Origin of the sequence: Rhodococcus sp. BH5, assembly GCF_027583855.1 — a bacterium.
Classification (GTDB): Bacteria; Actinomycetota; Actinomycetes; order Mycobacteriales; family Mycobacteriaceae; genus Rhodococcus_F; species Rhodococcus_F qingshengii.
Genome location: NZ_JAJHVW010000006.1, coordinates 199,404 through 221,852 on the forward strand (window position 1 = coordinate 199,404; position 22,449 = coordinate 221,852).

Here is a 22,449-nt window from a genome sequence, read left to right on the forward strand (position 1 = left end):
GGATCAGGGTGCGACGACGCACCCCGGACCGATCGGTGTCGCCGGATTGACATCGACCGTTGTGACCGGCCCGCCCGCGGACGTCTGGTAGGCCATCAGAGAGTGTTCGCCCGGTGCAGTCGGAGTCCACAGCGTGACGGCGTGGCCGAGTACAACCGGCAAGGTGAAGTAGGGATTGACGGTGTCCCAGATCAGTTCCTGCGGGAACATGGTCGACGCCCGGTTCATGTCGACAATCGAGACGTTCGGCTCGTTCAACGCTGCTGTCCTGGCAACCACCAGATACGTGCAGCCCGCTCCGTACGGCGTCGTCGGCCCGCCGCTGAGACCCGGAAGGATCGTGACGTCGACTACGTCCGCGGACGCTGAAGTCGCGGAACAGATGGCTGCACTCGCGCAGAGGGCAGCGGCGATTACGGTAGTTCGAGCGATTCGTGAGAGTGTCATACCAGCAGGTCGGTTTTATCTGGGTGGGCGTTACAGGCAGACTGACCGGATGCGCGCACTTCACGTTCTGCTGGCCGGCTTCGGCTTCCTGCTGGGGTTCCTGATTATTGTTGTCTCCGGCCTGATCGAGTGGGTGTCCTTCGCCTCCCGAACCGATTTCGCCTTCGTCGGTGACTCCGCCGTGTCGGTTGGTGTTTCCAACGAGGCGATCTACACCGCGATCGCTGCTCCACTGGTGGGTGCGCTGTTGGGCTGGCTGTCAGCTGTCATCGCGACGAGGTTCGGGTGGAGCCTCACTCGTGGGAGTGTCACTCCGGCAAGCGAGTGACCAGGGCACTGCTCTTGCTGGTTCGTGGGATATGAGGAAAGGCCCCGACCTCAACAGAGATCAGGGCCTTCCTTTGTATCGCGCTACTTTTGCTCCGAGCTACTTCTTGGAGACGCGGAGCAGCTTCTTGTTGACGAACTCGTCCATTCCCCACGGACCCAGCTCGCGGCCGACTCCGGAGCGCTTGACTCCGCCGAAGGGCAGACCGGGCAACGTCGTTCCGTGCTCGTTGACGAACGCCATTCCCACGTCGAGATCTGCAGCGACCGACCGGGCGGAATCGAGATCGCTGCTCCAGACGGATCCGCTCAGACCGTAGACCGACGAATTGGCAAGTTCCACAGCCTCGCTGGCCGACTTGACCTTGTAGACGACTCCGGCAGGTCCGAACAGTTCTTCGCTGTAGGCCCGCATGTCCGGTGTCACGTCTGCGAGCAATGTCGGTTGAACGTAGGCGCCCGGGCCGTCGATCTTCTTTCCACCGGTCAGCAGCGTGGCACCCTTGGACACAGCGTCGTCGATCTGCTCGATCAGAGTATCTGCCGCGCTCTGCGAAGAGAGCGGACCCAAGACTGTGGATTCGTCCAACGGGTCACCGGCAGTGACGGATTCGAAGGACGTCGCCAACTTGTTGGTGAAGTCGTCGTAGAAATCTTCGGTGACGATGAAACGCTTGGCCGCGTTGCAGGCCTGGCCGGCATTGGACAGACGTGCCTTGGTTGCGGACTTGACGGTGGCATCCATGTCGTCGGAATCGAGGACGATGAACACGTCTGATCCGCCGAGTTCGAGGACGACCTTCTTGAGATTGCGTCCGGCAGTTTCGGCGACGCTGGTTCCGGCGCGTTCGCTGCCGGTCAGTGACACACCTTGAACTCGGGGATCGGCGATCATGTCCGCGATCTGCTCGTTGGTCGCGAAGACGTTGACGTAGGCGTCGTCCGGCAATCCGGCTTGTCGCAGAATCTCTTCCATCAGCAGCGCCGACTGCGGACAGTTCGATGCGTGCTTGAGAATGATCGTGTTACCGAGCATCAGATTCGGTGCCGCGAAGCGGGCGACTTGGTAGTACGGGAAGTTCCACGGCATGACGCCGATGAGAGCGCCGATCGGTCGCCGGTACACAACCGACTCCTCGGCCCCGGGAACGTCGAGTCGTTCTGCCTCGAGCAGTGCCGGACCGTGGTCTGCATACCACTGATAGATCGCGGCCGAGAGTTGTACTTCGCCCTTGGCCTCGCGGACCGGCTTACCCATCTCCAAGGAGATCATTCGGGCCAGTTCGTCTGCGCGCTCTGTGTACAGTTCGGCGGTCTTGCTCAGGACTGCCGCACGCTGCTGTGGCGCACTGTTGCGCCAGGTCAAGTAGCCGCGATGCGTGTTCGCAAGTGCGGCTTCAACTCCGGCGTCATCCAAAGTATCGAATTCCCTGACGGTTTCACCTGTCGCGGGATTGACTGTTTTGTAATTAGCCATAGTTGTACAACGTGCGGAAGGGGCTCGAAGATTCCCGAAACGCGCAATCACATTGAATCGGCTCAACAGGTTTCGATCAAATCCCGGCTGGGTACCATGTCACGCCACCTTGGGACGATGGGTGCGCTCGTAGCCCTTGCGGTCGTAGAAACGGGTGGTCACGATGCCGAGTACGACGCCGATCAATAGCCCCACCAACGTCATCCAGACGGCATGCAGCAGGCCTGCCTCACCGCGTGCGCCGAAGAACAGGATCGATCGCGTGCCCATGTAGATCTGGTGCATCGGCTCGAATTGCGCCAGCCAGGCATACAACCTGGGGCTGGCTTCGAGGGGGATGGTGCCACCGGACGAGGGCAGCGCGAGAATGACGAACACGAACAGGTTGATCAACATGCCCAACGAGCCGAACGCGGCCATCACCGACATCGCCGTGATGCCCACCGCTGTGATGACCAGAGCGCCGTACTCCCACAATGCAAGCCCGTGAGTGACCGGCATTCCGAGGGCGCGACTGATCCACTGGAACAACGCGGAGACTATGCCGGACAACACGATCATGAATGCCCATTTGACGAGCAGCGTTCGAAACCTGTTGATACCCACAACGTCGTTCTGAACGAAGAGTGGACCGAATTCGGTAGGCGCGTATCCGAGCATGCCGTCCACCAAGGAATTGACCACGGTTGCTCCGGTGAATCCCGCAAGGACCAACAGCAGCGCGAAATAGAATGCCACCAAACCGAATCCGGTTCCGTCGGGAAGCGGATCGTGGGCAACCGTGAGTACGTTCACCGGGTTTTCGAGCAGCAGGCGGCTCGCTCCGGAGATCTGGGTTCCGGTGCCTCCCGCTTCCAACTGCGCGGTGACAAGGGCGGTGAGTTGCTCGCCCATGTTCTTGTTGACCGAGGCGAGGGCTGTGGTTCCGATCGACTGGACCAGCGATGCCGAGACGGAACCGGCGCGAGGATTGGTGTAGATCGTGATGATCGGTTGCTCTACGTCACCGGCGACGACGCTGGCCTCCGCCAGGATGATCGTCCTCTTCGTGAAATCACTGGGAATCACGATCGCGCCGTACAGCGTGCCGGAGTTCAACCGCGATTGGGCTTCGGCGATACCGATCTGCTGCAGGTCGATCTTCTGGTGGTCGATTCCGCTTTCGAGGCCGGCGACGATGTCGTTTCCGAAGTTCTTGCGGTCGGCGGGGTCGCCACCGGGGAGGGTGTCGCCCTCGTCCTGGTTGACCAGGGCGATCGGGAACTGGTCCAGGTGTTTCTTGGGGTCGAGTATTCCGCCCATGTACAACGCTGCCAGCGCAGACATCAAGAGGGTGACCACTATCAATGGTGTCAACCAGAATCGTGGTGTGTGCATGACGGTGCGGGCAGACGGCTCCGTGTTCTTGCTCATCGTCAGTCGACCGGCTTTCGTTCGCGCGGAGTTCCTCGGGCTGAGCGTAAACGCAAAGGTGCGCCGGGGCAGTCTTTCGATCTGCCCGCGGCGCCGGAGACCTGTCCGGTCGGCGACAGGCCGGATTGCCGGCAGTCTCATCCGAAAAGGCTGAGAACGGATCGGTAGGGTATGGCCCGCGGCAACCCTGCCGAGATGATTTCGGAGAAACCGTTGACCAACGTGCTGATAGTTGTCCTGATACTCGTAGTGATCGCTGCCGTCGTGTTTGTGGTCCTGCGTGGACGCCAGGGCAAGCCGAATGCTCGCGTCGACCCGCTCGCCGACTATCCCGAGGTGTACGACCCCCACAAGATCGGGGTCGGCGACATCATCACGTACGCGGGTATCGACCATGTTGTTCGAGGGACCATCACGCTCGACGAAGAGGGGTACATCTGGCGTGAGCACCTTCTCGACGGTTCGACCGGTCGTCGTTGGCTGACGGTCGAGGACGACGAGGGCGAATTGGAGATGACTCTCTGGATGCGTCGAGAAGGAACCAACCTGGTCCCGAACGGCGACGTCATTCTCGACGACAAGGTTCACCGCAAGATCGAAAGTGGAACGGCGAAGTTCACGGCCGAGGGTACGACGGGTACGGCCCCTTCCGGCTCGATGGAATACGCGGACTATGCGACCGCAGACAAGACCGGCCTGATTGCATTCGAGAAGTGGGCGCGCGGACAGTCGTGGGAGGTTTCCACGGGACGGGCGGTCACTCGCAGCGAACTCACTGTCATCCACTCGGGCCCCCCGGAATGAGCCTGTATCTACTCGACGTGGAGCCGACCGACGTGGATGCCTCGGCACTGGGGTTGGTACTGGGAGCTCCTGCGCCACCGACCCTCGCCGAGTTGGTGATCGGAACTTCCGACGCGACGCTGACCCTCGGAGTGCTGGGGGCTTCGCACGTGGTGACGGCCTGGGCGTCGGGAAAGGAACTGACCGAACAGGTTTCGTGCGATGCTCTTGCAGTCGGCGGTGAACCACTGCCCGCAGTGGAGTCCACGCAAAACTACCGGTTCGAGTCTTCCTCACTGGTGATGGATCGGGTCGAATTCGACTCGGAAGCTGCGTCGTTGAAAGAGTCCGCCGGCCACGACGGTTGGATCTGCGGATCCTTTCCCGGTGACGACACGGCTTTGACCGCTTTGTATGGCGTGCGAGACCGCCAGGGGTGGAGTTGGCAGAGTTGGCATTTGTACCCGGGGGAGGGGACAGGAGTGATCGTGAAGACACGCAGCAGGTGGCAGCCGTGAGGGGGCGGACGTGGTTGGCTCCGGTGATGCTGGCGGCCGCAATTGTCTTGTCGGCGTGCGGTGGTGGAGCCAAAGACTTCATCGCGGACAACTATTCCAAGACGTCCCAGGATGGCGACGTCGTGTTGTACTCGTCGAAAGATCCAGTGGGCACGACCGTCTCACGGATTGTCGACGCGGACGAACCAGCGGCGCGAAGTGCTGACGGCGGCAACGAATACCTGCGCTACGACGACGACATCGTCACTGTCAGTTCGGCTTCGGGCGGTGGCAGCACCATCAAGGTAGAGGACATCGACGGCACGTATCGCAGCGGCGGATACGCGTACCTGGGACCGGGCTTCAACCCGGGATCCCCGGCGGGTGGAAGCAGTGGCAGCGGCGGCTCGGGTAGTGCCAAATGACGGTAATGCTCAATGAGGAGGAGAACGGCGTGACGAACATCTTTGCATCCACTTCCGTCGAGATCGGGACGGTGGATCCGGCATTGCTCGTCGGGGGCGTTCTCGGCACCCTCGCCTACTTCGTCGTCGGTGCAGCGGTTCTGGCGACGGGATTCCTGGTCCTCGACCTCATGACACCCGGAAATCTCCGCCACCAGGTTTACGTCGACAAGAACCCGAACGCTGCGATTCTGTTGGCCTCCAATCATCTTGCGCTGGCGATCATCGTGGTGACGGCAATCCTGACCAGTTCGGACGGCTTTGCTCAGGGACTCGCCGACTCCGCGGTGTACGGACTGTTCGCGATCGTGTTGCAAGCGATCGCGCTGCGATTGATGAACGCATTCCTTCCCGGCAAGTTGGTTGCGCTGGTGCAGGATCCGAAGATGTGTGGCGCCGCGTGGGCTGTGGGTGTGAGCTTGCTGTCCATCGGTTTGGTGAACGCCGCAGCGCTCACCTGATGGTTGCCGCTGATCCCGATGTGACAGTTGACGAGCGTTCGACGATGCTCGGCCCGCGCGCACGCGTCCTTCTCCTTGCGGCTGTTGCGGCGTGCGCTGCGTGTGGCCTGATCTACGAGCTGGCCCTGTTGACACTCAGCGTGAGTCTGACCGGCGGCGGCATCACCCAGACGTCGTTGATCGTCGCGGGATTTGTTGCGGCTCTGGGTATCGGAGCGCTGGCCGCCAAACCTCTGCTGGGACACGCTGCCGTTTCGTTCGTGACGGTCGAGATACTGCTCGGGCTGATCGGCGGATTCAGTGCCGTCACGCTGTACGTGACCTTCACGTTCTTCGGTTCCAGCGCAGCAGTTCTGGTGGCGGCGACCGCGCTGATCGGCATCCTCGTCGGTGCCGAAGTGCCTCTGCTGATGACGCTCTTGCAGTCCGGTCGCAGCGACAACGACGCACAGAGCACCGGAAAGGTACTGGCCAACCTCAATGCCGCCGACTACCTCGGCGCATTGATCGGTGGTCTGCTGTGGCCGTTCGTACTGTTGCCGTGGGCGGGAATGATTCGCGGTGCCGCACTCACCGGCATGATCAATCTCGTGGCTGCGGCAGTGGTCGCGCTGATACTCCTTCGGTGGCAGCTCAGCCTGCGCGCACGATCGATCGCCGTCGTCGCAATGCTGTTGGCAGCAAGTTTGATCGGATGGTTGCTGATCGCAGCGTCGGACATCGAGACCACGTCGAGGCAGCGGCTCTACACCGATCCCGTGGTGGCCGCCGAGCGATCGGTGTACCAGGAAATCGTCGTCACCGAGCGGGGGAACGACGTGCGCCTGTTCCTCGACGGAGACCTGCAGTTCTCCAGTGTCGACGAGCATCGGTACACGGAGTCGCTGGTGTATCCGGCCCTGGTGAACGACCCCCGGCGCGTGCTGATTCTGGGCGGCGGTGACGGCCTCGCTGCACGGGAAGTGCTGCGAATGAACAGCGTCGAGCAGATCGTTCAAGTGGAACTCGATCCGGCAGTCATCGAGTTGGCCAACACGCGTCTTCGTGATCTGAACGAGGGAGCGCTCGAGGATCCACGGGTGGACGTCGTACTCGACGACGCGTTTCGGTGGCTGCGAGAGCGTCCGGAACCGGGTTTCGATGCGGTGATCGTCGACCTCCCGGATCCTGACACCCCCGCACTTGGCCGCTTGTATTCGATGGAGTTCTACGGACTTGCCGCTGCCGCGATGAATCCGGGCGGGCTGATGGTCGTCCAGTCCGGCAGCCCGTACTCGACACCGGATGCGTACTGGAGAACGGTGTCGACGGTATCGGCTGTCGGACTGAGCGTCTCGCCCTATCACGTTTTCGTGCCGAGCTTCGGTGACTGGGGATATGTGCTCGCGCAAAGAGGTTCCACGCCGCCCGAGCTTCGTCTGCCCGCTGATGTGCCGAACCTGCGGTTCCTCGACGAGCCGACGCTGGCGTCGGCCTCGGTGTTTCCTCGCGATCGCCCGAGGCGGGAGTTGGAACCCTCGACGCTCGACCGGCCACGCATCGTCGACGATATGCGCAAGGGCTACGAACGCTGAACTCCCGACCGAGTAGCTTGAATCGAGACTCTCGGCCACGACGGAGGTACGGATGACTGTTCGGATCGAGGAGCACGCACCGGGAGTTCGGTTGCTCACGATGAAGCGCAGGAAGCATTCGCAGCTTTTCATGAAGAAGAGGTGATCGAAATGAACGGTGCACAGTCGCTCATCCAAAGCCTGGTCGACTCGGGCGTCGAGGTGTGCTTCGGCAATCCAGGAACGTCCGAGATGCATTTTGTCGCCGCACTCGATTCCGTTCCGCAGATGCGGGCGGTACTCGGCTTGTTCGAGGGCGCCGTGACCGGTGCCGCGGACGGCTACGCACGGATCGCCGGAAAGCCTGCCGCGACGCTGCTCCATCTGGGCCCCGGTATGGCGAACGGACTGGCGAACCTTCACAACGCGCGCCGCGCCCACACACCGATCGTGAACATCGTCGGGGACCACGCGACCTACCACCACGGTTTCGACGCTCCTCTCGAATCGAACATCGATGCGCTGACCGAATGGTTGGAGGGGTGGAGTCGACGTTCCGAATCCACCGCGACCGTCGGTAGCGACGCGGCCGACGCCGTTGCCGCCTCGTTGAATCCGCCCGGACGCATTGCCACACTTGTCCTCCCTGCCGACGTCTCGTGGGGCGAAGGTGGAGTTCTTGCGGGTCCTCGGGACATACCGGGGCGGGCGGAAGTTTCTGCAACACAGATCGACTCGGTGGTGGGCGCGCTCAATGCCGAGGGTCGCGCCACGCTACTGCTGGGCGGCGCAGCCTGTTCCGAAGCTGGGCTGCGCGCCGCTTCCCGAATTGCGGTCGCGACCGGTGCCCAGATTCTGATCGAGACTTTTCCAGCCAGGCTTCAACGAGGTGCGGGGCTACCGTCATTCGAGCGCTTGGGATACTTCGCCGAGCACGCCACCGAACAACTTCGCGGAACAACTCAGCTGGTTCTGGCCGGAGCGGTTTCGCCGGTCTCGTTCTTTGCGTATCCCGGAAAACCGAGCGATCTGGCACCGGAGGGTGCTGCGGTGACAACGCTGGCAAGCGTCGGCGACGATGTTGCCGGTGCACTGGAGGCAGTGGCCGAACTCGTGGCACCGGGAGTCGAACCTGTTTTGCAGGAAGCGAATCGGCCGGCGCTGCCGAGCGGGCCTCTGGACGTTCGAAATTGGGCCGACGTGATCGGCGCCCTGCTGCCAGGCGACGCCATCATCTCCGACGAGGCGGCGACTTCCGGTTGGGCGATCCCGATTGCCCTTGCCGGAGCGCCGCGCCACGACGTGCTCACGCTCACCGGAGGTGCCATCGGCCAGGGCATCCCGGTGGCGACGGGCGCCGCTGTGGCAGCGCCGGAGCGACCGGTGATCAATCTCGAAGCCGACGGAAGCGCGATGTACACCATCACGGCGTTGTGGACGCAGGCGCGAGAGATGTTGAACGTCACGACGATTCTGCTCAACAATCGCGCATACGCCATCCTGCGTGGCGAACTGCAACGAGTCGGCGCAGAAGGTGGCGGCGTCGTCGCACAGTCGATGCTGGATCTGTCATCTCCGAACATGGACTACGTCAAGATCTCCGAGGGGTTGGGAGTGCCCGCGTCGCGGGCGAACACAGCGGAGGAGTTGGCCCAACAGTTTGCCGCAGCGCTGGCGGAACCCGGCCCGCATCTCATCGAGGTCATGCTGCCTCCGACGTCGTGATTTCGACCTCGAATCGATCGTCGATCGTGCATTCAACTGGAGGTTTTCGGTGCTAGCTGCGATCGGTCTGTCTCTTCCGATTGCCCTCGGCCTGCTTTTCGTCTCGATGCCCATGGCGGTGATCGTGCTCGTCATGATCACCGCTGGAGCACATCGAGGGGCGGCATCTTTTCTACTCGGGTGGGTCCTCGGAATCTCGGCAGTCGTCGCGGTGACCATCGTGATCGCGGACTATTCGTTTGCGGAGTCGGAGTCGTCGCGGACTTCCGTGTGGTCGAGCGTCGTACGAATCGTGTTGGGTCTGGTCCTGTTCGGCTTGGCATACAAGCAGTGGCGCGCGCGTCCGCGAAACGGGAGTGAGCCGACAGTTCCGAAGTGGATGAAGAGCGTCGACGGGTTGACTCCGCGGAAGGCGTTCGGGTTGGCGTTCTTGTCCGCGGCGGTCAATCCCAAGAATGCAGCGCTGGCGGTATCCGGTGCGGCCACTATCGCGGTCGCCACGAATGTCGTTGCCCAACAGATTGTTGCCGCGGTGATCTTCACGGTCATCGCGAGCGTCGGCATCGCGTCGCCGATCCTGGTGAAGGTGTTCTCCGGCAAGCGTGCCGACGAGATCCTCGCGTCCGCGAAGGCATGGATGACCGCCAACAACGCGGTGATGATGACGGTCATCCTGACGATCCTCGGTGCGACCGTGCTGGGCGAGGGGCTCAGTGGGCTGCAATAGGTCGCCTACCATTGGCGGGTGACTGATTTCGACGACGACGCTGCCGGTTCCATTGCCTCCGCTGCTTTGGCTGTTCTGCGCGAGCAAGGCCCGCTGAGTCTCGAAGAGTGGGCGACCCATCTCGAGGAGTACGGAACTGCGACCGAGTTGGCCGATGTACTCGAGTACCTGTCCGAACCGATGCTCGGGTACCTGCCCAACGGAAAGTACGTCGCTCTCGACACGGTCCTCGAAGGGCTCGTGTTCACTCACCGGCTCAGCGAAGTCGAAATTGCGTCGGACATCCTTGACGCGAGCCCCGACCTGGAACCGATCTTGGCATTCGGCGACGACGACGGGGCGATCCGGGTGGCCCTGGCGGAAGAAGCAGCCTCCGAACGCGGAGCTGCTCCCTTCCGGAGTCGACGAGTTGTGGTACTTCCGGCCGGAACCCTCGGCGAGTGCGCCGACGGTGATCTCGTCGGCTTGGCTGTCGAAGACGGAACACTTGCGTTTCGTCTGGTCGAGATCGAGGACGAACCCGATCTTGCTCCGGCGCTCGGCGAACTCTTCGAGGAGGACGGAGTCGAGGCCCTGGATTCTGTGTGCTGGCAACTCCTGATCGAGGATCCGTCACTCTTCACGGTTCCTGTTGCGCCGCTGGGTGAGATCTTCGAGGTGGCAGGTTACGAGCACGAGCGTGAGCTACTGGCTCGGCGGGGATTCGACTTCGACGCCTACGACCTGCAGATTCGGACAGCCTTGGTGGCCAGTACCTACGACCTGACCCACGACGAGGCAGTCTCTGCCGTTGCGTTTGTCGATCTGGCGGACCGCGGATACACCGACGCGGTCATCGCCGACTTCGATATCGCGGACTGGGCCCACCGTCATGTGAGCGCTGCTCCGGACTCTTTTGTCTCACTGGCAGATCCGGGTGCTGCAGTGGCCGTGTTCGATCTCGGATTTCGGAATCAGGACCCGGTGACCGACGCAATCCTCGAAGCGCTTGCCTCCGAACTGGCCGAGCGAGGGCCACGGTCGGTGCGGGCGGCGGCTCATTGGCTCGCCGGTAAGGCCGTCGATCGGCTGGGGCGCGTCCTCGAAGCGGAGGCGCACTACGAGAAAGCGCTCCTTGCCGAATCCGGTTGGGGTCCGGCCTTGTTCGAGCTGGCTCAGTTTGCGTCGGACCGCGGCGACGCGACCCGGGCGCTGTCACTGCTCGGGCGGATCGACGGCGGAACCGAAGAGAATCTCTACGCCGTACTGCAGGACTTCGTCCCAGCCGATCACCCGGAACTCGGGCGAAACGACAAGTGTTGGTGCGGTTCCGGCCGCAAGTACAAGGTCTGCCACCTCGGAAAGGCCGATGAATCCGTCAAGGCGGACGGTCGGTGGCTGTACAAGAAGGCATGCCTGTTTGCGTTTGCCTCCGAATTCGTCGACATCGTGACCGGGCTCGACGATCTCGAAAACGAAAATCTCTCCGAGGACGAACTGATCGCGGCCACGATCTTCGACGGATCGGCACTGGACGTCGCTCTGTTCGAGGGTGGAATCTTTGCCGAATTCTTGGCCAGACGCAGCGAACTACTTCCGGAGGCGGAAGTTGTGACAGCCGCACAGTGGCTCGGAATCCGGAGGTCGGTGTACGAGGTGATCGAAACGTCCGACACCGGCGTCGTGCTGCTCGATCGTGGATCCAAGGAGACCGTCACGGTTGCTCACTCGGTCGAAGGCAAGCCAGGTGATGTGATCAGTGCTCGGGTCCTGACGGCCCCAACTGGAGCGTTTGCGGTGGGTGTTGTGGTCATGGCAATGGAATCGCAGGCTGCGAGGGTGCTCGAGGTTCTCGCTTCCGAAGATCTCGAGGCCGAAGAACTGGTGCGCGAGTTGCGTGGAGGCGCCGATCACTCGACCGATGACCGGTGACGATGTATCGAGTCGACCCCGTTAAAGTTGGATAGGTGAACGAACCGATGGATGCCAATGACTTGATCGCCGAAGCCGCGATGGAGTTGTTGCGTGAGCACGGCCCGCAGACAGCGGCGGACTGGGGCACCCTGTTGGCTGACGCCGGGCACGGTACAGCCGAGGACATGACCGAATTCGTCGAGTACGTCGAGGACCCGTTGCTCGGATACTTGAGTGAGGAGCGGTACGCCGCACTCGACACGTTGTTCGAGCATCGAGTGTTGACCCATCGCCTCACCGAAGCGGAGATCAAGTCCGGCGTTCTCGACGCGAACCCCGATCTGATGATGCTGCGGGTTTTCCTCGATCGTGACGACGACGTAATCCACGGCATCAGCGTCGTGCACCGCGGGACCGACGACGATCTTTTGGCTGATCGTGGGATCGAAGATCCGGAGTTCCCACACGACGAAGGCTTTCTGCTCGACACCGACACCCTTGCCGAGTGCTCGGTAGGTGACTTGATCGGATTGTTCGTCGCTGACCGTGAGCTGACACTCTGCACCATCCCCGAGGTACTGGATCCCGCACCCGGATTCGGCGAGAGTCTGGGGACGGTCCTCGCAGACACCGGTGCTGACACCCTCGATGCCATTGTCTGGCAATTGATGCTCGACGAGCCGTCGCTGTTCCGTCAGCCGACCGCACCGCTGGGCGAAATGCTCGAGGCGGCAGGTTACGTCCGCGACGGTGATTACGTTGCGGTCGACGGATTCGATTTCGAGGCGTACCACCTGGCGAACCGGGCTCGCATGCTCGAGGTCCGCGAGAATCTGCACCCCGAAGAAGCCGCGTCGGTGATCGCCTTCGTCGATGTGGTCATGGCCGCGAAAGCCGAAGGCGTCGACGATGTCTCGGACTGGGCGCGCAAGAAGATCAAGGAGGATCCGCAGGCCTTCGCAGGCCTCGCCGAGCCGCCCGCGGCTGCGGCAGCGTTGGAGCTGTTGTCCGAACTCGACGATCATGATTCCGTATTGCATTCTGTTGCAACTGCTCTCGCCGAAAAAGGGTCGCGTCGTGTCAAGCCGGCAGCGCACTGGCTGGCGGGCAAGGCTTCGGATCGTCTCGGCAAGATCCTGGCCGCTGAGGCGTCGTACGAATCAGCGCACGATCTCGATCCCGACTGGACTCCCGCGATCTTCGATCTGGCGCTACTGGCCGCCGATCGAAGCGATGTGACGCGCGCGCTGGCTTTGCTGGGCCGAATCGAGGGTGGCGAGTCCGAGGTTCTGCACGAGGTTCTTCAGCGCTACGCCCCGGCCGAGCACCCCGAACTCGGACGAAATGACAAGTGCTGGTGCGGTTCCGGTCGAAAGTTCAAGGTTTGCCATCTCGGTAAGTCCGAGGTGACGTTCGACGACCGGGCCAGCTGGCTCTACGTCAAGGCTCAGTTGTTCTCGCGCACGCCGGAGTACTTCGACGCCGTGTTCGATCTTGCGCTCATCCGTGCCGAGCAGTTCAACAGCGAAGAAGCACTGACGCTGGCCGTCGAAGGTGGTTTGGCCGTCGACGCTGCCTTGTTCGATGCGGGTATTTTCGCAGCTTTTGTCGAGCGCCGCGGAGAACTGCTGCCTGCCGACGAACGCGAACTGGCCGATCAGTGGTTGTCGATTCCGCGCTCGGTGTACAAGGTCGCCTCGACGGAGCCGGGACAGTTGGTGACCCTCAGCGACGTCCGCAACGGGCATCTGGTGAAGGTCACGGACGAGTGGGGCTCGCTGAACCTCGAGCCAGGCACGCTCGTGTGTGCTCGTGTTCTTCCGGCCGGGTCCACGATGCGCACGTTCGGTGGCATCGAACCGCTTGCGGTAGAAGACAAGAAGGAGTTGATCCAACTGATCGAGTCCGAGGACACCGAGCCGGGTCAGCTGGTGGAGTTCCTCAGCCGCGGCCTTGCCGGTGCGCCTTTCCGGTAGCGCGAACTAGCAAAAAGGCGCACGGGGCCGGAGGCCCTAGGGCGTTACCTGAGCCAACATCATCTGCTCGAAACCCTCACCGTACGGCGGGAGCATTCCCCATTCACCGCGTGGGTCATGCTGCGCTGCTTCGAATACCGTTCGCGCGTGACTGAACTCGAGGAAACCCTCACGGCCGTGGTAGTGCCCGAAGCTCCGACGCCGCCGAAGGGTGCGTCGCTCAGCCCGGGGTGAGACATCGCGTCGTTGATGGTGACGCCGCCCGAGACGGTCCGTTCGAGTACGGATTCCTTCTCGTCCAGATCGGTTCCGAAGTAGTACAGCGCCAACGGTTTCGGTCGTGAATTGATGTCGGCGACGACGTTGTCGAGTTGGTCGTACGGCAAGACGACGACGGCCGGCCCGAAGATCTCCTCCTTCATGATCTGCGCGTCGGTCGGAGGGTCGACCACGATTCGCAGTGGGCGACGACGAGTGTCTGCGGAGAGTTCTTCGTCGGGAACGGTGATGATTCGTGCCCCACGTTCTTCGGCGTCCGCGATGTACCCCTCGATGCGTGCGAGGTGACGATCGCTGACTATCGAGACCATGTCTTTGTTGTCGGCAATCGTGGGAAACAGTCCCGTGAACTGGTCGGTGAACGCGTCGATGAATGCTTCCGTGTTCTCGCGCGGAACGTAGATCAGATCGGGAGAGACACAGAGTTGACCGGCGTTGGTGGACTTCGCGATAGCCAAACGCGAAGCAGCAGAGCTGATATCGGCACTGCGGCTCAAGACGCTCGGTGACTTGCCGCCGAGTTCGAGGGTGACCGGCACCAGGTTCTTCGCAGCATTGGCCATGACCAGCTTTCCGACGGTCGTGCTGCCGGTGAAGACGAGGTGGTCGAAAGGCAGGGACGTCAGCCGATCAGCGACTTCCGGGCCGCCGGTCACCACCGCGACCTCCACGGGGTCGAGAGTTCGACGCGCCGCCTCGGCCAGGACGGCCGCAGTATTGGGCACGATCTCCGACGGTTTGAGAACGGCGCGATTTCCTGCTCCGAGGGCGCAGGCGAGCGGGCTCAGGAGAGTGAACAGGGGAGCATTCCAGGTTCCGATGATGCCGATCGAACCCTTCGGCTGGTACGACACGTACGCCGTGGCACCCAACTGGTCCTGCATCGCTCCGGTTGCTCTCGGTGAGCGAATCATCCACTCTTCGAGCGAATCACGAACGTGCTTGAGTGAAACCATCGACCCGAGAACGTCATTCATCACCGAGTAGGCCGGGATTCGGCCGCCGAAGTCTTCGTTGATCGCCTCGGTCAGATCCTTGTGGTTTGCCACCAGGAGATCGACGACGCGTTGAATGCGCTCGCGTCGTGTCTGCGCGGACGGAAGACCAGCGGCTCGAGTTGCTTCCTGCTGAGCGCGCAGAATCTCTTCGAGATCAGTGGTGACGGCGGCATCGGTGCTCATGGGCACTCCTCGTAGTGGCGAAGTATTGACCGGACCGTATCGACGCGGTGCGAGTGGATGTCCTTTTCGTCTCGTTGACCGGGACGGATTCGATTGGTAGAGAGAACACATGTCGCAGACACAGGTAGAAGACACTGCAGTGAAGATTTCCGTCGAGGAATCGGTGGGACTCGGTTTCCTGACGCTCGATCGGCCGGCGCGGCGCAATCCGCTCTCGGCGGAGACCATGCGTGAGGTGACGGCTGCCCTTGTCGAATTGTCTGTAGACGAGCGCGTGCGGGTCGTGATCGTGCGCGCCGAAGGCCCGGTGTTCTCCGCCGGACACGATCTGACGGAGATGATCGGGAGAACCCTCGAGGACGAGCGGGCGATCTTCGACGGCTGTACCGAGATGATGGAGACCGTACAGCGGATTCCGCAGCCGGTGATTGCCGCAGTACAGGGCCCGGCTATCGCGGCGGGCTGCCAACTGGCCGCGTCGTGTGATCTGGTTGTTGCTGCGTCGAATGCTGTCTTCGGCACGCCGGGCGTCAAGATCGGACTGTTCTGCTCGACGCCCATGGTGGCGCTGAGCAGGGCAGTAGGGCGCAAGCGCTCGATGCAGATGTTGCTCACCGGGCAGACGATCGACGCCGACACCGCTGCGGACTGGGGTCTGGTGAACTTCGTCGTCGCGCCCGAAGACCTGGACCGAGAGGTGCGCGAACTGGCCGCCAAGATCACGACGGCCAGCCCCTTGACGGTGAAGATCGGTAAGCAGGCGTTCTATCGCCAGATCGATCTGCCGCAAGCGCAGGCGTACGAGGCGATGGCGGAAACTATGGCAACCAACGCCGTGACCTGCGACGCTCAGGAAGGTATGCAGGCCTTTGTGGACAAGCGAAAGCCCGAATGGCGCAATAAGTAACGATCGCTCTTCCGGTTTAGTTGGACGTCCTATAACCTGAGGCGCATGAGCCTGGATCCACGCACCAACACTGTCGACGGAGTGCTTCGGCGCTCGGCAGCCAAGTACCCCGACCGTGTAGCCGTCGTATTCGAAGATCGCACTCGCACCTACCGCGAACTCGACGACGCGGTGACGCGGGTCGCCGCCTACTTGCTCGGTCTGGGGCTCGAACACGGCGACCGCGTCGCGGCATACGGAACCAACTCCGACGCCTATGCAATCGGATTTCTTGCCTGTGCACGAGCAGGTTTGGTGCATGTTCCGGTCAATTACGCACTGAAGGGGGAGGAACTCCGGTACCTCGTGGCGCAGTCAGGCGCCCGCGCGGTGTTGGTGGATCCGGCATTGGCGCCGACGCTCGACTCGGTACGCTCCGACCTCGATCTCGATCACGTGATCGCACTGCGGGACGCGGAACTGTCCGTCGTCACGATCGGTGAGGCAGGCGAGGTGCCGGTCTTCGAACCGCGTGCGACGTCGACCGATCTGGCGCAACTCCTGTACACCTCGGGCACCACCTCGAAGCCCAAGGGCGCCATGATGTCTCACGGTGCACTGGTTCACGAGTACGTGTCCTCGGTGATCGCGCTCGGCCTCGACAAGAACGACAACCCGCTGATCTGCATGCCGATGTACCACTCCGCGGGCATGCACGTCTTCATGCTGCCGTACCTGTCCGTCGGCGCGACGGTCAGTCTGATGCAGGCGCCGGACATCCCGGAAATCCTGCGCCGTGTCGAAGCCGAAAAGATCGGATCGCTGTTCTTGGCGCCGACCGTGTGGGTACCGCTGGCCAACCATCCGGACCTCGAGACCCGCGATCTGTCGTCGCTGAAGAAGGCGCAGTACGGCGCCTCGATCATGCCGGTCACCGTGCTCAATCGTCTGCGCGAGCGCTACCCGGACATCGGTTTCTACAACTGCTTCGGCCAGTCCGAAATCGGCCCACTGGCAACAGTTCTCCAGCCCAGCGAGCATGCTGATCGCCCGTCTTCCTGTGGTCGCGCGGTGTTCTTCGTCGAAACCCGCGTCGTCGACGCCGACGGAAACGATGTCGCCGACGGTGAGTCCGGCGAGGTTCTCTACCGCTCACCGCAGCTGTGCAACGGCTACTGGGAGAATCCGGAAGCCACCGCCGAGGCCTTCCGTGACGGCTGGTTCCATTCGGGCGATCTGGTCGTGCGGGACGAAGAAGGTTTCATCACGGTCGTCGACCGGATCAAGGACGTCATCAACACCGGCGGCATCCTGGTGGCGTCACGCGAGGTCGAAGATGCGGTCTACACGCACCCAGCTGTGGCAGAAGTTGCCGTGATCGGTACGCCCGACGACAAGTGGATCGAGGCCGTCACCGCGATCGTCGTGCTCAAGGACGGCAACGACGAGTTGACGCCCGAGGCGTTGATTGCCCACGTCAAGGAGCGAATCGCTCCGTTCAAGGTGCCCAAGCATGTCCGTTTCGTGGCCGAGCTTCCGCGCAACCAGAGCGGCAAGCTACTGAAGCGGGAACTGCGCACCGTCTGAAGCTTGCTATAGGTTCTGCCTTACCTTCGGTTCGTTTTCAGGTCTTTGACTCCGATTGCCTCACGGTATTGACTTCGGGGGACGGCATGGACTTCGGAAACAGCAAGGTGAGTGGTGGGAATGCAGGTCGATGCAGATGACTTCGCAGATATCTTGGCGACTGCGCGGGAGTTCATCCGTAAGGAAGTAGTTCCGCGTGAGCAGGAGATAGCCGACACCGACGCCATTCCTGAGGACATACGCAAGAAGGCCGCAGCTATCGGGCTCTTCGGTTACGCGATCCCTCAGGAATGGGGTGGGCTCGGACTCGACCTCACCCAAGACGTCGAACTGGCAATGGAATTCGGCTACACGTCTCTGGCGCTGCGTTCGATGTTCGGTACCAACAACGGAATTGCCGGGCAGGTGCTGGTCGGCTTCGGTACCGACGAGCAGAAGGCTCAGTGGCTCGAGCGCATCGCCTCCGGTGATGTCGTGGCTTCCTTTGCTCTCACCGAACCCGGCGCGGGCTCCAACCCGGCCGGCCTTCGGACCAAGGCAGTGCTGGACGGATCCGACTGGGTGATCGACGGCAACAAGCGGTTCATCACCAATGCTCCACTGGCACAGCTGTTCGTGGTGTTCGCGCGCACTCGCCCGGCGGATTCCGATGGTCCGGGAATTGCAGTGTTCCTGGTTCCGGCTGACACGCCCGGTGTCACGGTCGGTCCCAAGGACAAGAAGATGGGTCAAGAAGGTGCTTGGACCTCCGAGGTCACCTTCGACAACGTCCGAGTTCCCGAGTCGGCCCTCGTCGGTGGCGACCAGGACACCGGATACCGCGCAGCGATGACGTCTCTCGCGCGCGGACGAGTCCATATCGCGGCGCTCTCGGTGGGAGCAGCACAGCGAGCGCTCGACGAATCTGTCGCGTTCTCCGTGGTCACGGAACAGGGCGGCACCGCGATCGGCGACTTCCAGCTGGTTCAAGCGATGTTGGCAGACCAGCAAGCCGGTGTGATGGCAGGGCGCGCGATGGTGCGCGAGGTGGCCGCGCGGTACGTCAGCGGTGAGGATCGCCGTCTCGGGCCTTCGGCGGCAAAGCTTTTCTGCACCGAGATGGTGGGCAAGGTCGCAGATCTCGCCGTGCAGATCCACGGGGGCAACGGGTACATGCGTGGTGTTCCGGTCGAACGCATCTACCGTGAAGTTCGCCTGTTGCGCCTGTACGAGGGAACCAGCGAGATCCAGCGTCTGATTCTCGGTGGTGGGCTCGTGGCGCAAGCGAAAAAGCAAAACCAGCGCTGACACATTTTCCAGACGAGCTTTAACCTCACGAACGGAGTGGACATGGGATTGTTGGACGGCAAGGTTGCGGTAGTGACCGGAGGAGCCCAGGGCATCGGGCTCGAAATTGCGCGCACCTTCATCAAGGAAGGCGCGACCGTCGTTCTCGGCGACATCAACGAAACCGTGGGAACGGCTGCGGTCGCCGAACTCGGTGGAGAGTCGGTCGCCCGTTTCGCTTCCTGCGACGTGCGTGACTCCGGACAGGTCGAGGCCATGCTCGATCTGGCCGAAAGCGCTTTCGGTCCAGTCGATGTCATGGTCAACAACGCCGGCATGACGCGCGACGCCACGATGCGGAAGATGACCGAGCAGGACTTCGACGACGTGATCGCCGTTCACCTCAAGGGCGCCTGGAACGGAACACGCGCTGCCGCCGCCCGCATGCGCGAGCGTGAGACGGGCGCGATCGTGAACATCTCGTCGATCTCCGGCAAGGTGGGCATGCTCGGGCAGACCAACTACTCGGCCGCGAAGGCCGGGATCGTCGGTCTGACGAAGGCCGCGGCAAAAGAGGTCGCGTTCAAGAACGTTCGCGTCAACGCCGTTCAGCCCGGACTGGTCCGCACGGCGATGACCGAGGCGATGCCCGAACGGATCTGGAACGAGAAGCTTGCCGAGATTCCGATGGGGCGCGCAGCCGAGCCTTCGGAAGTTGCTTCGGTTGTGCTGTTCCTCGCGAGCGACCTCTCGAGCTACATGACCGGCACGGTTCTCGAGATCACCGGCGGCCGCCACATCTGATCCGTCCTGTTCGAGTGCAAGAATTCAGAGTGTGAGAATTCTGGGTGTAAGACTTCTGGGGTGACTACTGACATGGGACAGCCGAACTCGGATCTTCCGCTCGACGGAATCACCGTAGTTGCACTCGAACAGGCGGTGGCGGCACCGCTCGCCACCAGACATCTCGCGGACATGGGTGCGCGGGTGATCAAGATAGAACGCGTCGGCGAGGGTGACTTCGCGCGTCACTACGACCAGGCGGTTCACGGTCAGGCATCACACTTCGTGTGGCTCAACCGTTCCAAGGAATCGATCGCCGTCGACGTGAAGTCGGACGCCGGCCGGCAGATCCTTCTCGATCTGGTCGCGCGAGCCGATGTGTTCCTGCAGAACCTGGCTCCCGACGCAGCCGCGAGACTGGGGTTCGGCGCGGAGGAACTGCGCGATAAATACCCACGGCTCATCGTGATCGACATGTCCGGCTACGGCAGTGCCGGCCCGCGGCGCGAGCGCAAGGCCTACGACATGTTGGTCCAAGCCGAGACCGGAATGATCTCCGTGACAGGCACACCGGAGACGGCCACCAAGACCGGCATCCCGGTCTCCGACATCGCGGCAGGAATGTACGCGCTGACTTCGATTCTGAGCGCCCTGTTCCGTAGAGAGCGAACGGGCAAGGGAGCGCTCGTCGAGGTCTCGATGTTCGATTCCACCGTCGAGTGGCTGGGTCATCCGATGTACATGAAAATGTATGCAGACAAGCAGATTCCACGTGTCGGTCTCGGCCATGCCGCGATCGTTCCCTACGATTCGTATCCCACGGCCGACGGCGAAATCCTGATCGGCGTCCAGAACGACCGTGGATGGCGAGCGCTGATGGTGGACGTGTTCGAGCGAGAGGATCTGGTCGATCATCCGCGTTACCGCACCAACATCGTGCGCGTCGAAAACCGTGGCGAGGTAGACGAATTGGTGGGCTCTCTGACGCGTCTGTACTCGACGACAGATCTGGATCAGCGTCTGGCCGCCGCTGGTGTTCCGGCCGCGGCACTCAACGACATGGCCGGTCTGCTGGAACATCCGCAGCTGGAGAAGCGTGCCAGATGGCGGTCCGTGGGCACCGAGAACGGTCCGATCGATGCCGTGCTGCCTCCGATGACGTATTCGGATGTCGAAATGCGCATGGGTGACGTTCCGGCACTCGGCCAGCAGACGGATTCTCTGCTGGCCGAGTTGGGACTTACGGGCGACCGGATCGCGGAACTTCGCCGCGACGGATCGATCGGTTAACGCTTCTAGCGTCGCAGGTTCTCGAACACCGCGGCAATCCCTTGTCCGCCACCGATACACATGGTCTCGATCCCGTACCGTGCCTGGCGCCGGTCGAGTTCGCGCAGCAGATTGGCGAGGATCCGCCCACCGGTAGCGCCGACAGGATGTCCGAGCGAGATTCCGGAACCGTTGACGTTGAAGCGTTCTTCGATGTCCTGCGCGCTCAATCCCCAGGCTTTGGCGCACGCGAGAACCTGGGCGGCGAAGGCCTCGTTGACTTCGATGAGGTCGATGTCGTCCAGCGACAGATCGACACGGGAGAGAGCCTTCGCCACGGCAGGCACCGGTCCGATGCCCATCCGGTTCGGCTCCACACCGGCCACACCCCAGCTGACCAGTTTCGCGAACGGCCGCAGGCCCAGCCGTTCGGCGTTGGCCGCAGTGGTGACGATGGCCGCGGCTCCGGCGTCGTTCTGGCCGCAGGCGTTTCCGGCGGTGACTGTTGCTTCGGGGTCGACGCGACCTCGAATGGGGCGCAGTGCAGCAAGATCGGACAGTTGTATCCCTCGGCGCGGATGCTCGTCTTGGGTGACGACTGTCTGCTCACCACGGCGTCCGGGGACCGAAACGGGAATGGTCTCGTCGTCGAAATACCCGCTGTCCTGGGCGTGAACGGCCCGTTCGTGCGATCGCACCGCGTATCGGTCCTGCTCGTCGCGGGTGATCGAGTACTCCCGGCGCAAGTTCTCGGCGGTCTCGATCATGCCGCCTTCCACCGGAAAGTTGACTCCGCCGGAGTTCGTGCGCGGTTTGGCCAATCGGTCGTGGAACTCGACGGAAGGGCGCTTCGTGCCCCAACGCATGTCGGTGGAGTAGAACTCGGTTCCGCTCATGCTCTCGGCGCCGCCGGCGATGACCAGATCACTCATCCCAGTCTGTACCTGCATCGCGGCGTAGATGATCGCCTGCAATCCCGAACCGCAACGGCGATCGAGTTGTATTCCGGGAACGGACACGTCGAGACCGGCGTCGAGTGCCGCGATTCGTCCGATGGCCGCGGCCTCTCCGTTGGCGTACCCCTGACCGAAGATGACGTCGTCGACATCGGTGGACGCAATGCCGGTTCGTTCGACGAGGCCACGCACAACAGTGCCGGCGAGTGTGGTGACGGGAACGTCCTTGAAGACTCCGCCGAATCCGCCCACCGGGGTGCGAACGGGTTCACAGATGACTGCGTCGTGCATGGAATGCGCCTGTCTCGAGGAGAGTGGGGAATGCGTCGCGTGAACGGGCCGATCGAAGGGCCCACCGCGACCTGGCCTCTCGAATATCCAGCACACGTGGCGCGGTTGTCAACAGCAGGAACGACCTGTTCGGACATAGTTTCCGCCATACGGTTCGTATGCGAAATCGACTTTGACACATATACCCTTCGGGGATTGAATGGATACA

General features: G+C 62.3%; 19 protein-coding genes and 1 pseudogene. 15 read left to right on the forward strand and 5 right to left on the reverse strand.

Translation table 11 applies throughout. The features are described from left to right. Positions 1 to 3 precede the first annotated feature (3 nt). Positions 4 to 447 (reverse strand): hypothetical protein, encoded by a 444-nt coding sequence (locus RhoBH5_RS17430; protein WP_270008587.1) that lies wholly within the window; start codon positions 445 to 447, stop codon positions 4 to 6. Between the two features lie 49 nt (positions 448 to 496). Here RhoBH5_RS17430 and RhoBH5_RS17435 point away from each other — a divergent pair, with 49 nt between their 5' ends. Continuing rightward, complete coding sequence (locus RhoBH5_RS17435) at positions 497 to 775, forward strand: hypothetical protein (protein ID WP_270008588.1); 279 nt, start codon at positions 497 to 499, stop codon at positions 773 to 775. A 99-nt stretch (positions 776 to 874) separates the two neighbouring features. On the opposite strand, the gene RhoBH5_RS17440 is transcribed toward RhoBH5_RS17435, so the two are convergent. Together RhoBH5_RS17440 and RhoBH5_RS17445 are read right to left on the reverse strand one after the other, a co-directional pair. After that, entirely contained in the window at positions 875 to 2,251 is a 1,377-nt protein-coding gene (locus RhoBH5_RS17440) for an NAD-dependent succinate-semialdehyde dehydrogenase (protein ID WP_270008589.1), read from the reverse strand. Between the two features lie 99 nt (positions 2,252 to 2,350). After that, positions 2,351 to 3,664, reverse strand: a complete 1,314-nt coding sequence (locus RhoBH5_RS17445; protein ID WP_007729572.1) for a YhgE/Pip domain-containing protein — start codon at positions 3,662 to 3,664, stop codon at positions 2,351 to 2,353. 171 nt (positions 3,665 to 3,835) lie between these two features. Here RhoBH5_RS17445 and RhoBH5_RS17450 point away from each other — a divergent pair, with 171 nt between their 5' ends. From RhoBH5_RS17450 to RhoBH5_RS17490, 9 genes are all read left to right on the forward strand, one after another. Beyond that, entirely contained in the window at positions 3,836 to 4,468 is a 633-nt protein-coding gene (locus RhoBH5_RS17450; RefSeq protein WP_192712194.1) for a DUF4178 domain-containing protein, read from the forward strand. Next, entirely contained in the window at positions 4,465 to 4,965 is a 501-nt protein-coding gene (locus tag RhoBH5_RS17455) for a DUF2617 family protein (RefSeq protein ID WP_192712195.1), read from the forward strand. The genes RhoBH5_RS17450 and RhoBH5_RS17455 overlap by 4 nt, the downstream gene beginning before the upstream one ends. Further along, complete coding sequence (locus tag RhoBH5_RS17460; RefSeq protein ID WP_037128670.1) at positions 4,953 to 5,369, forward strand: DUF4247 domain-containing protein; 417 nt, start codon at positions 4,953 to 4,955, stop codon at positions 5,367 to 5,369. Before RhoBH5_RS17455 ends, RhoBH5_RS17460 begins: the two co-directional genes overlap by 13 nt. After that, on the forward strand, positions 5,366 to 5,869 hold the full coding sequence (locus RhoBH5_RS17465) for a DUF350 domain-containing protein (protein WP_442972466.1): 504 nt from the start codon (positions 5,366 to 5,368) through the stop codon (positions 5,867 to 5,869). Before RhoBH5_RS17460 ends, RhoBH5_RS17465 begins: the two co-directional genes overlap by 4 nt. Further along, positions 5,869 to 7,443, forward strand: coding sequence for a polyamine aminopropyltransferase (locus RhoBH5_RS17470; RefSeq protein ID WP_047272094.1), 1,575 nt, complete (start codon positions 5,869 to 5,871; stop codon positions 7,441 to 7,443). The genes RhoBH5_RS17465 and RhoBH5_RS17470 overlap by 1 nt, the downstream gene beginning before the upstream one ends. Before the next feature lie 150 nt (positions 7,444 to 7,593). After that, positions 7,594 to 9,147 carry an acetolactate synthase large subunit gene (locus RhoBH5_RS17475; protein ID WP_064688125.1) on the forward strand — a complete coding sequence of 518 codons (1,554 nt, stop codon included), beginning with the start codon at positions 7,594 to 7,596 and terminating at the stop codon, positions 9,145 to 9,147. Positions 9,148 to 9,196: 49 nt separating this feature from the next. After that, complete coding sequence (locus tag RhoBH5_RS17480) at positions 9,197 to 9,874, forward strand: GAP family protein (RefSeq protein WP_192712196.1); 678 nt, start codon at positions 9,197 to 9,199, stop codon at positions 9,872 to 9,874. Positions 9,875 to 9,892: 18 nt separating this feature from the next. After that, a complete protein-coding gene (locus RhoBH5_RS17485) occupies positions 9,893 to 11,785 on the forward strand; it encodes an SEC-C domain-containing protein (RefSeq protein WP_192712197.1) in 1,893 nt (630 codons plus the stop codon). Between the two features lie 35 nt (positions 11,786 to 11,820). Further along, a complete protein-coding gene (locus RhoBH5_RS17490; RefSeq protein ID WP_231782572.1) occupies positions 11,821 to 13,743 on the forward strand; it encodes an SEC-C domain-containing protein in 1,923 nt (640 codons plus the stop codon). Between the two features lie 36 nt (positions 13,744 to 13,779). Here RhoBH5_RS17490 and RhoBH5_RS17495 read toward each other — a convergent pair. After that, positions 13,780 to 15,203 (reverse strand): annotated as a pseudogene (locus RhoBH5_RS17495) (aldehyde dehydrogenase family protein). A gap of 109 nt (positions 15,204 to 15,312) precedes the next feature. Here RhoBH5_RS17495 and RhoBH5_RS17500 point away from each other — a divergent pair. From RhoBH5_RS17500 to RhoBH5_RS17520, 5 genes are all read left to right on the forward strand, one after another. Then, a complete protein-coding gene (locus tag RhoBH5_RS17500) occupies positions 15,313 to 16,110 on the forward strand; it encodes an enoyl-CoA hydratase (RefSeq protein ID WP_003939812.1) in 798 nt (265 codons plus the stop codon). Positions 16,111 to 16,155: 45 nt separating this feature from the next. Further along, complete coding sequence (locus RhoBH5_RS17505) at positions 16,156 to 17,676, forward strand: acyl-CoA synthetase (RefSeq protein WP_047272099.1); 1,521 nt, start codon at positions 16,156 to 16,158, stop codon at positions 17,674 to 17,676. A 120-nt stretch (positions 17,677 to 17,796) separates the two neighbouring features. Next, entirely contained in the window at positions 17,797 to 18,963 is a 1,167-nt protein-coding gene (locus RhoBH5_RS17510; RefSeq protein WP_007729538.1) for an acyl-CoA dehydrogenase family protein, read from the forward strand. A gap of 42 nt (positions 18,964 to 19,005) precedes the next feature. Then, positions 19,006 to 19,746, forward strand: a complete 741-nt coding sequence (fabG, locus tag RhoBH5_RS17515; RefSeq protein WP_003940214.1) for a 3-oxoacyl-ACP reductase FabG — start codon at positions 19,006 to 19,008, stop codon at positions 19,744 to 19,746. A 72-nt stretch (positions 19,747 to 19,818) separates the two neighbouring features. Next, the gene (locus RhoBH5_RS17520) at positions 19,819 to 21,015 is read left to right on the forward strand and encodes a CaiB/BaiF CoA transferase family protein (protein WP_003940302.1); all 1,197 of its coding nucleotides are present in this window, start codon (positions 19,819 to 19,821) and stop codon (positions 21,013 to 21,015) included. A gap of 5 nt (positions 21,016 to 21,020) precedes the next feature. Here the strand turns inward: RhoBH5_RS17520 and RhoBH5_RS17525 are convergent, their stop codons facing one another. Next, positions 21,021 to 22,241 carry an acetyl-CoA C-acetyltransferase gene (locus RhoBH5_RS17525; protein ID WP_007729531.1) on the reverse strand — a complete coding sequence of 407 codons (1,221 nt, stop codon included), beginning with the start codon at positions 22,239 to 22,241 and terminating at the stop codon, positions 21,021 to 21,023. Positions 22,242 to 22,449: the final 208 nt, after the last annotated feature.

Bases quoted from the DNA above. Each gene is read 5' to 3' on its own strand.
- RhoBH5_RS17430 (WP_270008587.1), bottom strand. From the start codon at position 447: ATGACACTCTCACGAATCGCTCGAACTACCGTAATCGCCGCTGCCCTC.
- RhoBH5_RS17435 (WP_270008588.1), top strand. From the start codon at position 497: ATGCGCGCACTTCACGTTCTGCTGGCCGGCTTCGGCTTCCTGCTGGGG.
- RhoBH5_RS17440 (WP_270008589.1), bottom strand. From the start codon at position 2,251: ATGGCTAATTACAAAACAGTCAATCCCGCGACAGGTGAAACCGTCAGG.
- RhoBH5_RS17445 (WP_007729572.1), bottom strand. From the start codon at position 3,664: ATGAGCAAGAACACGGAGCCGTCTGCCCGCACCGTCATGCACACACCA.
- RhoBH5_RS17450 (WP_192712194.1), top strand. From the start codon at position 3,836: ATGGCCCGCGGCAACCCTGCCGAGATGATTTCGGAGAAACCGTTGACC.
- RhoBH5_RS17455 (WP_192712195.1), top strand. From the start codon at position 4,465: ATGAGCCTGTATCTACTCGACGTGGAGCCGACCGACGTGGATGCCTCG.
- RhoBH5_RS17465 (WP_442972466.1), top strand. From the start codon at position 5,366: ATGACGGTAATGCTCAATGAGGAGGAGAACGGCGTGACGAACATCTTT.
- RhoBH5_RS17470 (WP_047272094.1), top strand. From the start codon at position 5,869: ATGGTTGCCGCTGATCCCGATGTGACAGTTGACGAGCGTTCGACGATG.
- RhoBH5_RS17475 (WP_064688125.1), top strand. From the start codon at position 7,594: ATGAACGGTGCACAGTCGCTCATCCAAAGCCTGGTCGACTCGGGCGTC.
- RhoBH5_RS17500 (WP_003939812.1), top strand. From the start codon at position 15,313: ATGTCGCAGACACAGGTAGAAGACACTGCAGTGAAGATTTCCGTCGAG.
- RhoBH5_RS17505 (WP_047272099.1), top strand. From the start codon at position 16,156: ATGAGCCTGGATCCACGCACCAACACTGTCGACGGAGTGCTTCGGCGC.
- RhoBH5_RS17510 (WP_007729538.1), top strand. From the start codon at position 17,797: ATGCAGGTCGATGCAGATGACTTCGCAGATATCTTGGCGACTGCGCGG.
- fabG (WP_003940214.1), top strand. From the start codon at position 19,006: ATGGGATTGTTGGACGGCAAGGTTGCGGTAGTGACCGGAGGAGCCCAG.
- RhoBH5_RS17520 (WP_003940302.1), top strand. From the start codon at position 19,819: ATGGGACAGCCGAACTCGGATCTTCCGCTCGACGGAATCACCGTAGTT.
- RhoBH5_RS17525 (WP_007729531.1), bottom strand. From the start codon at position 22,241: ATGCACGACGCAGTCATCTGTGAACCCGTTCGCACCCCGGTGGGCGGA.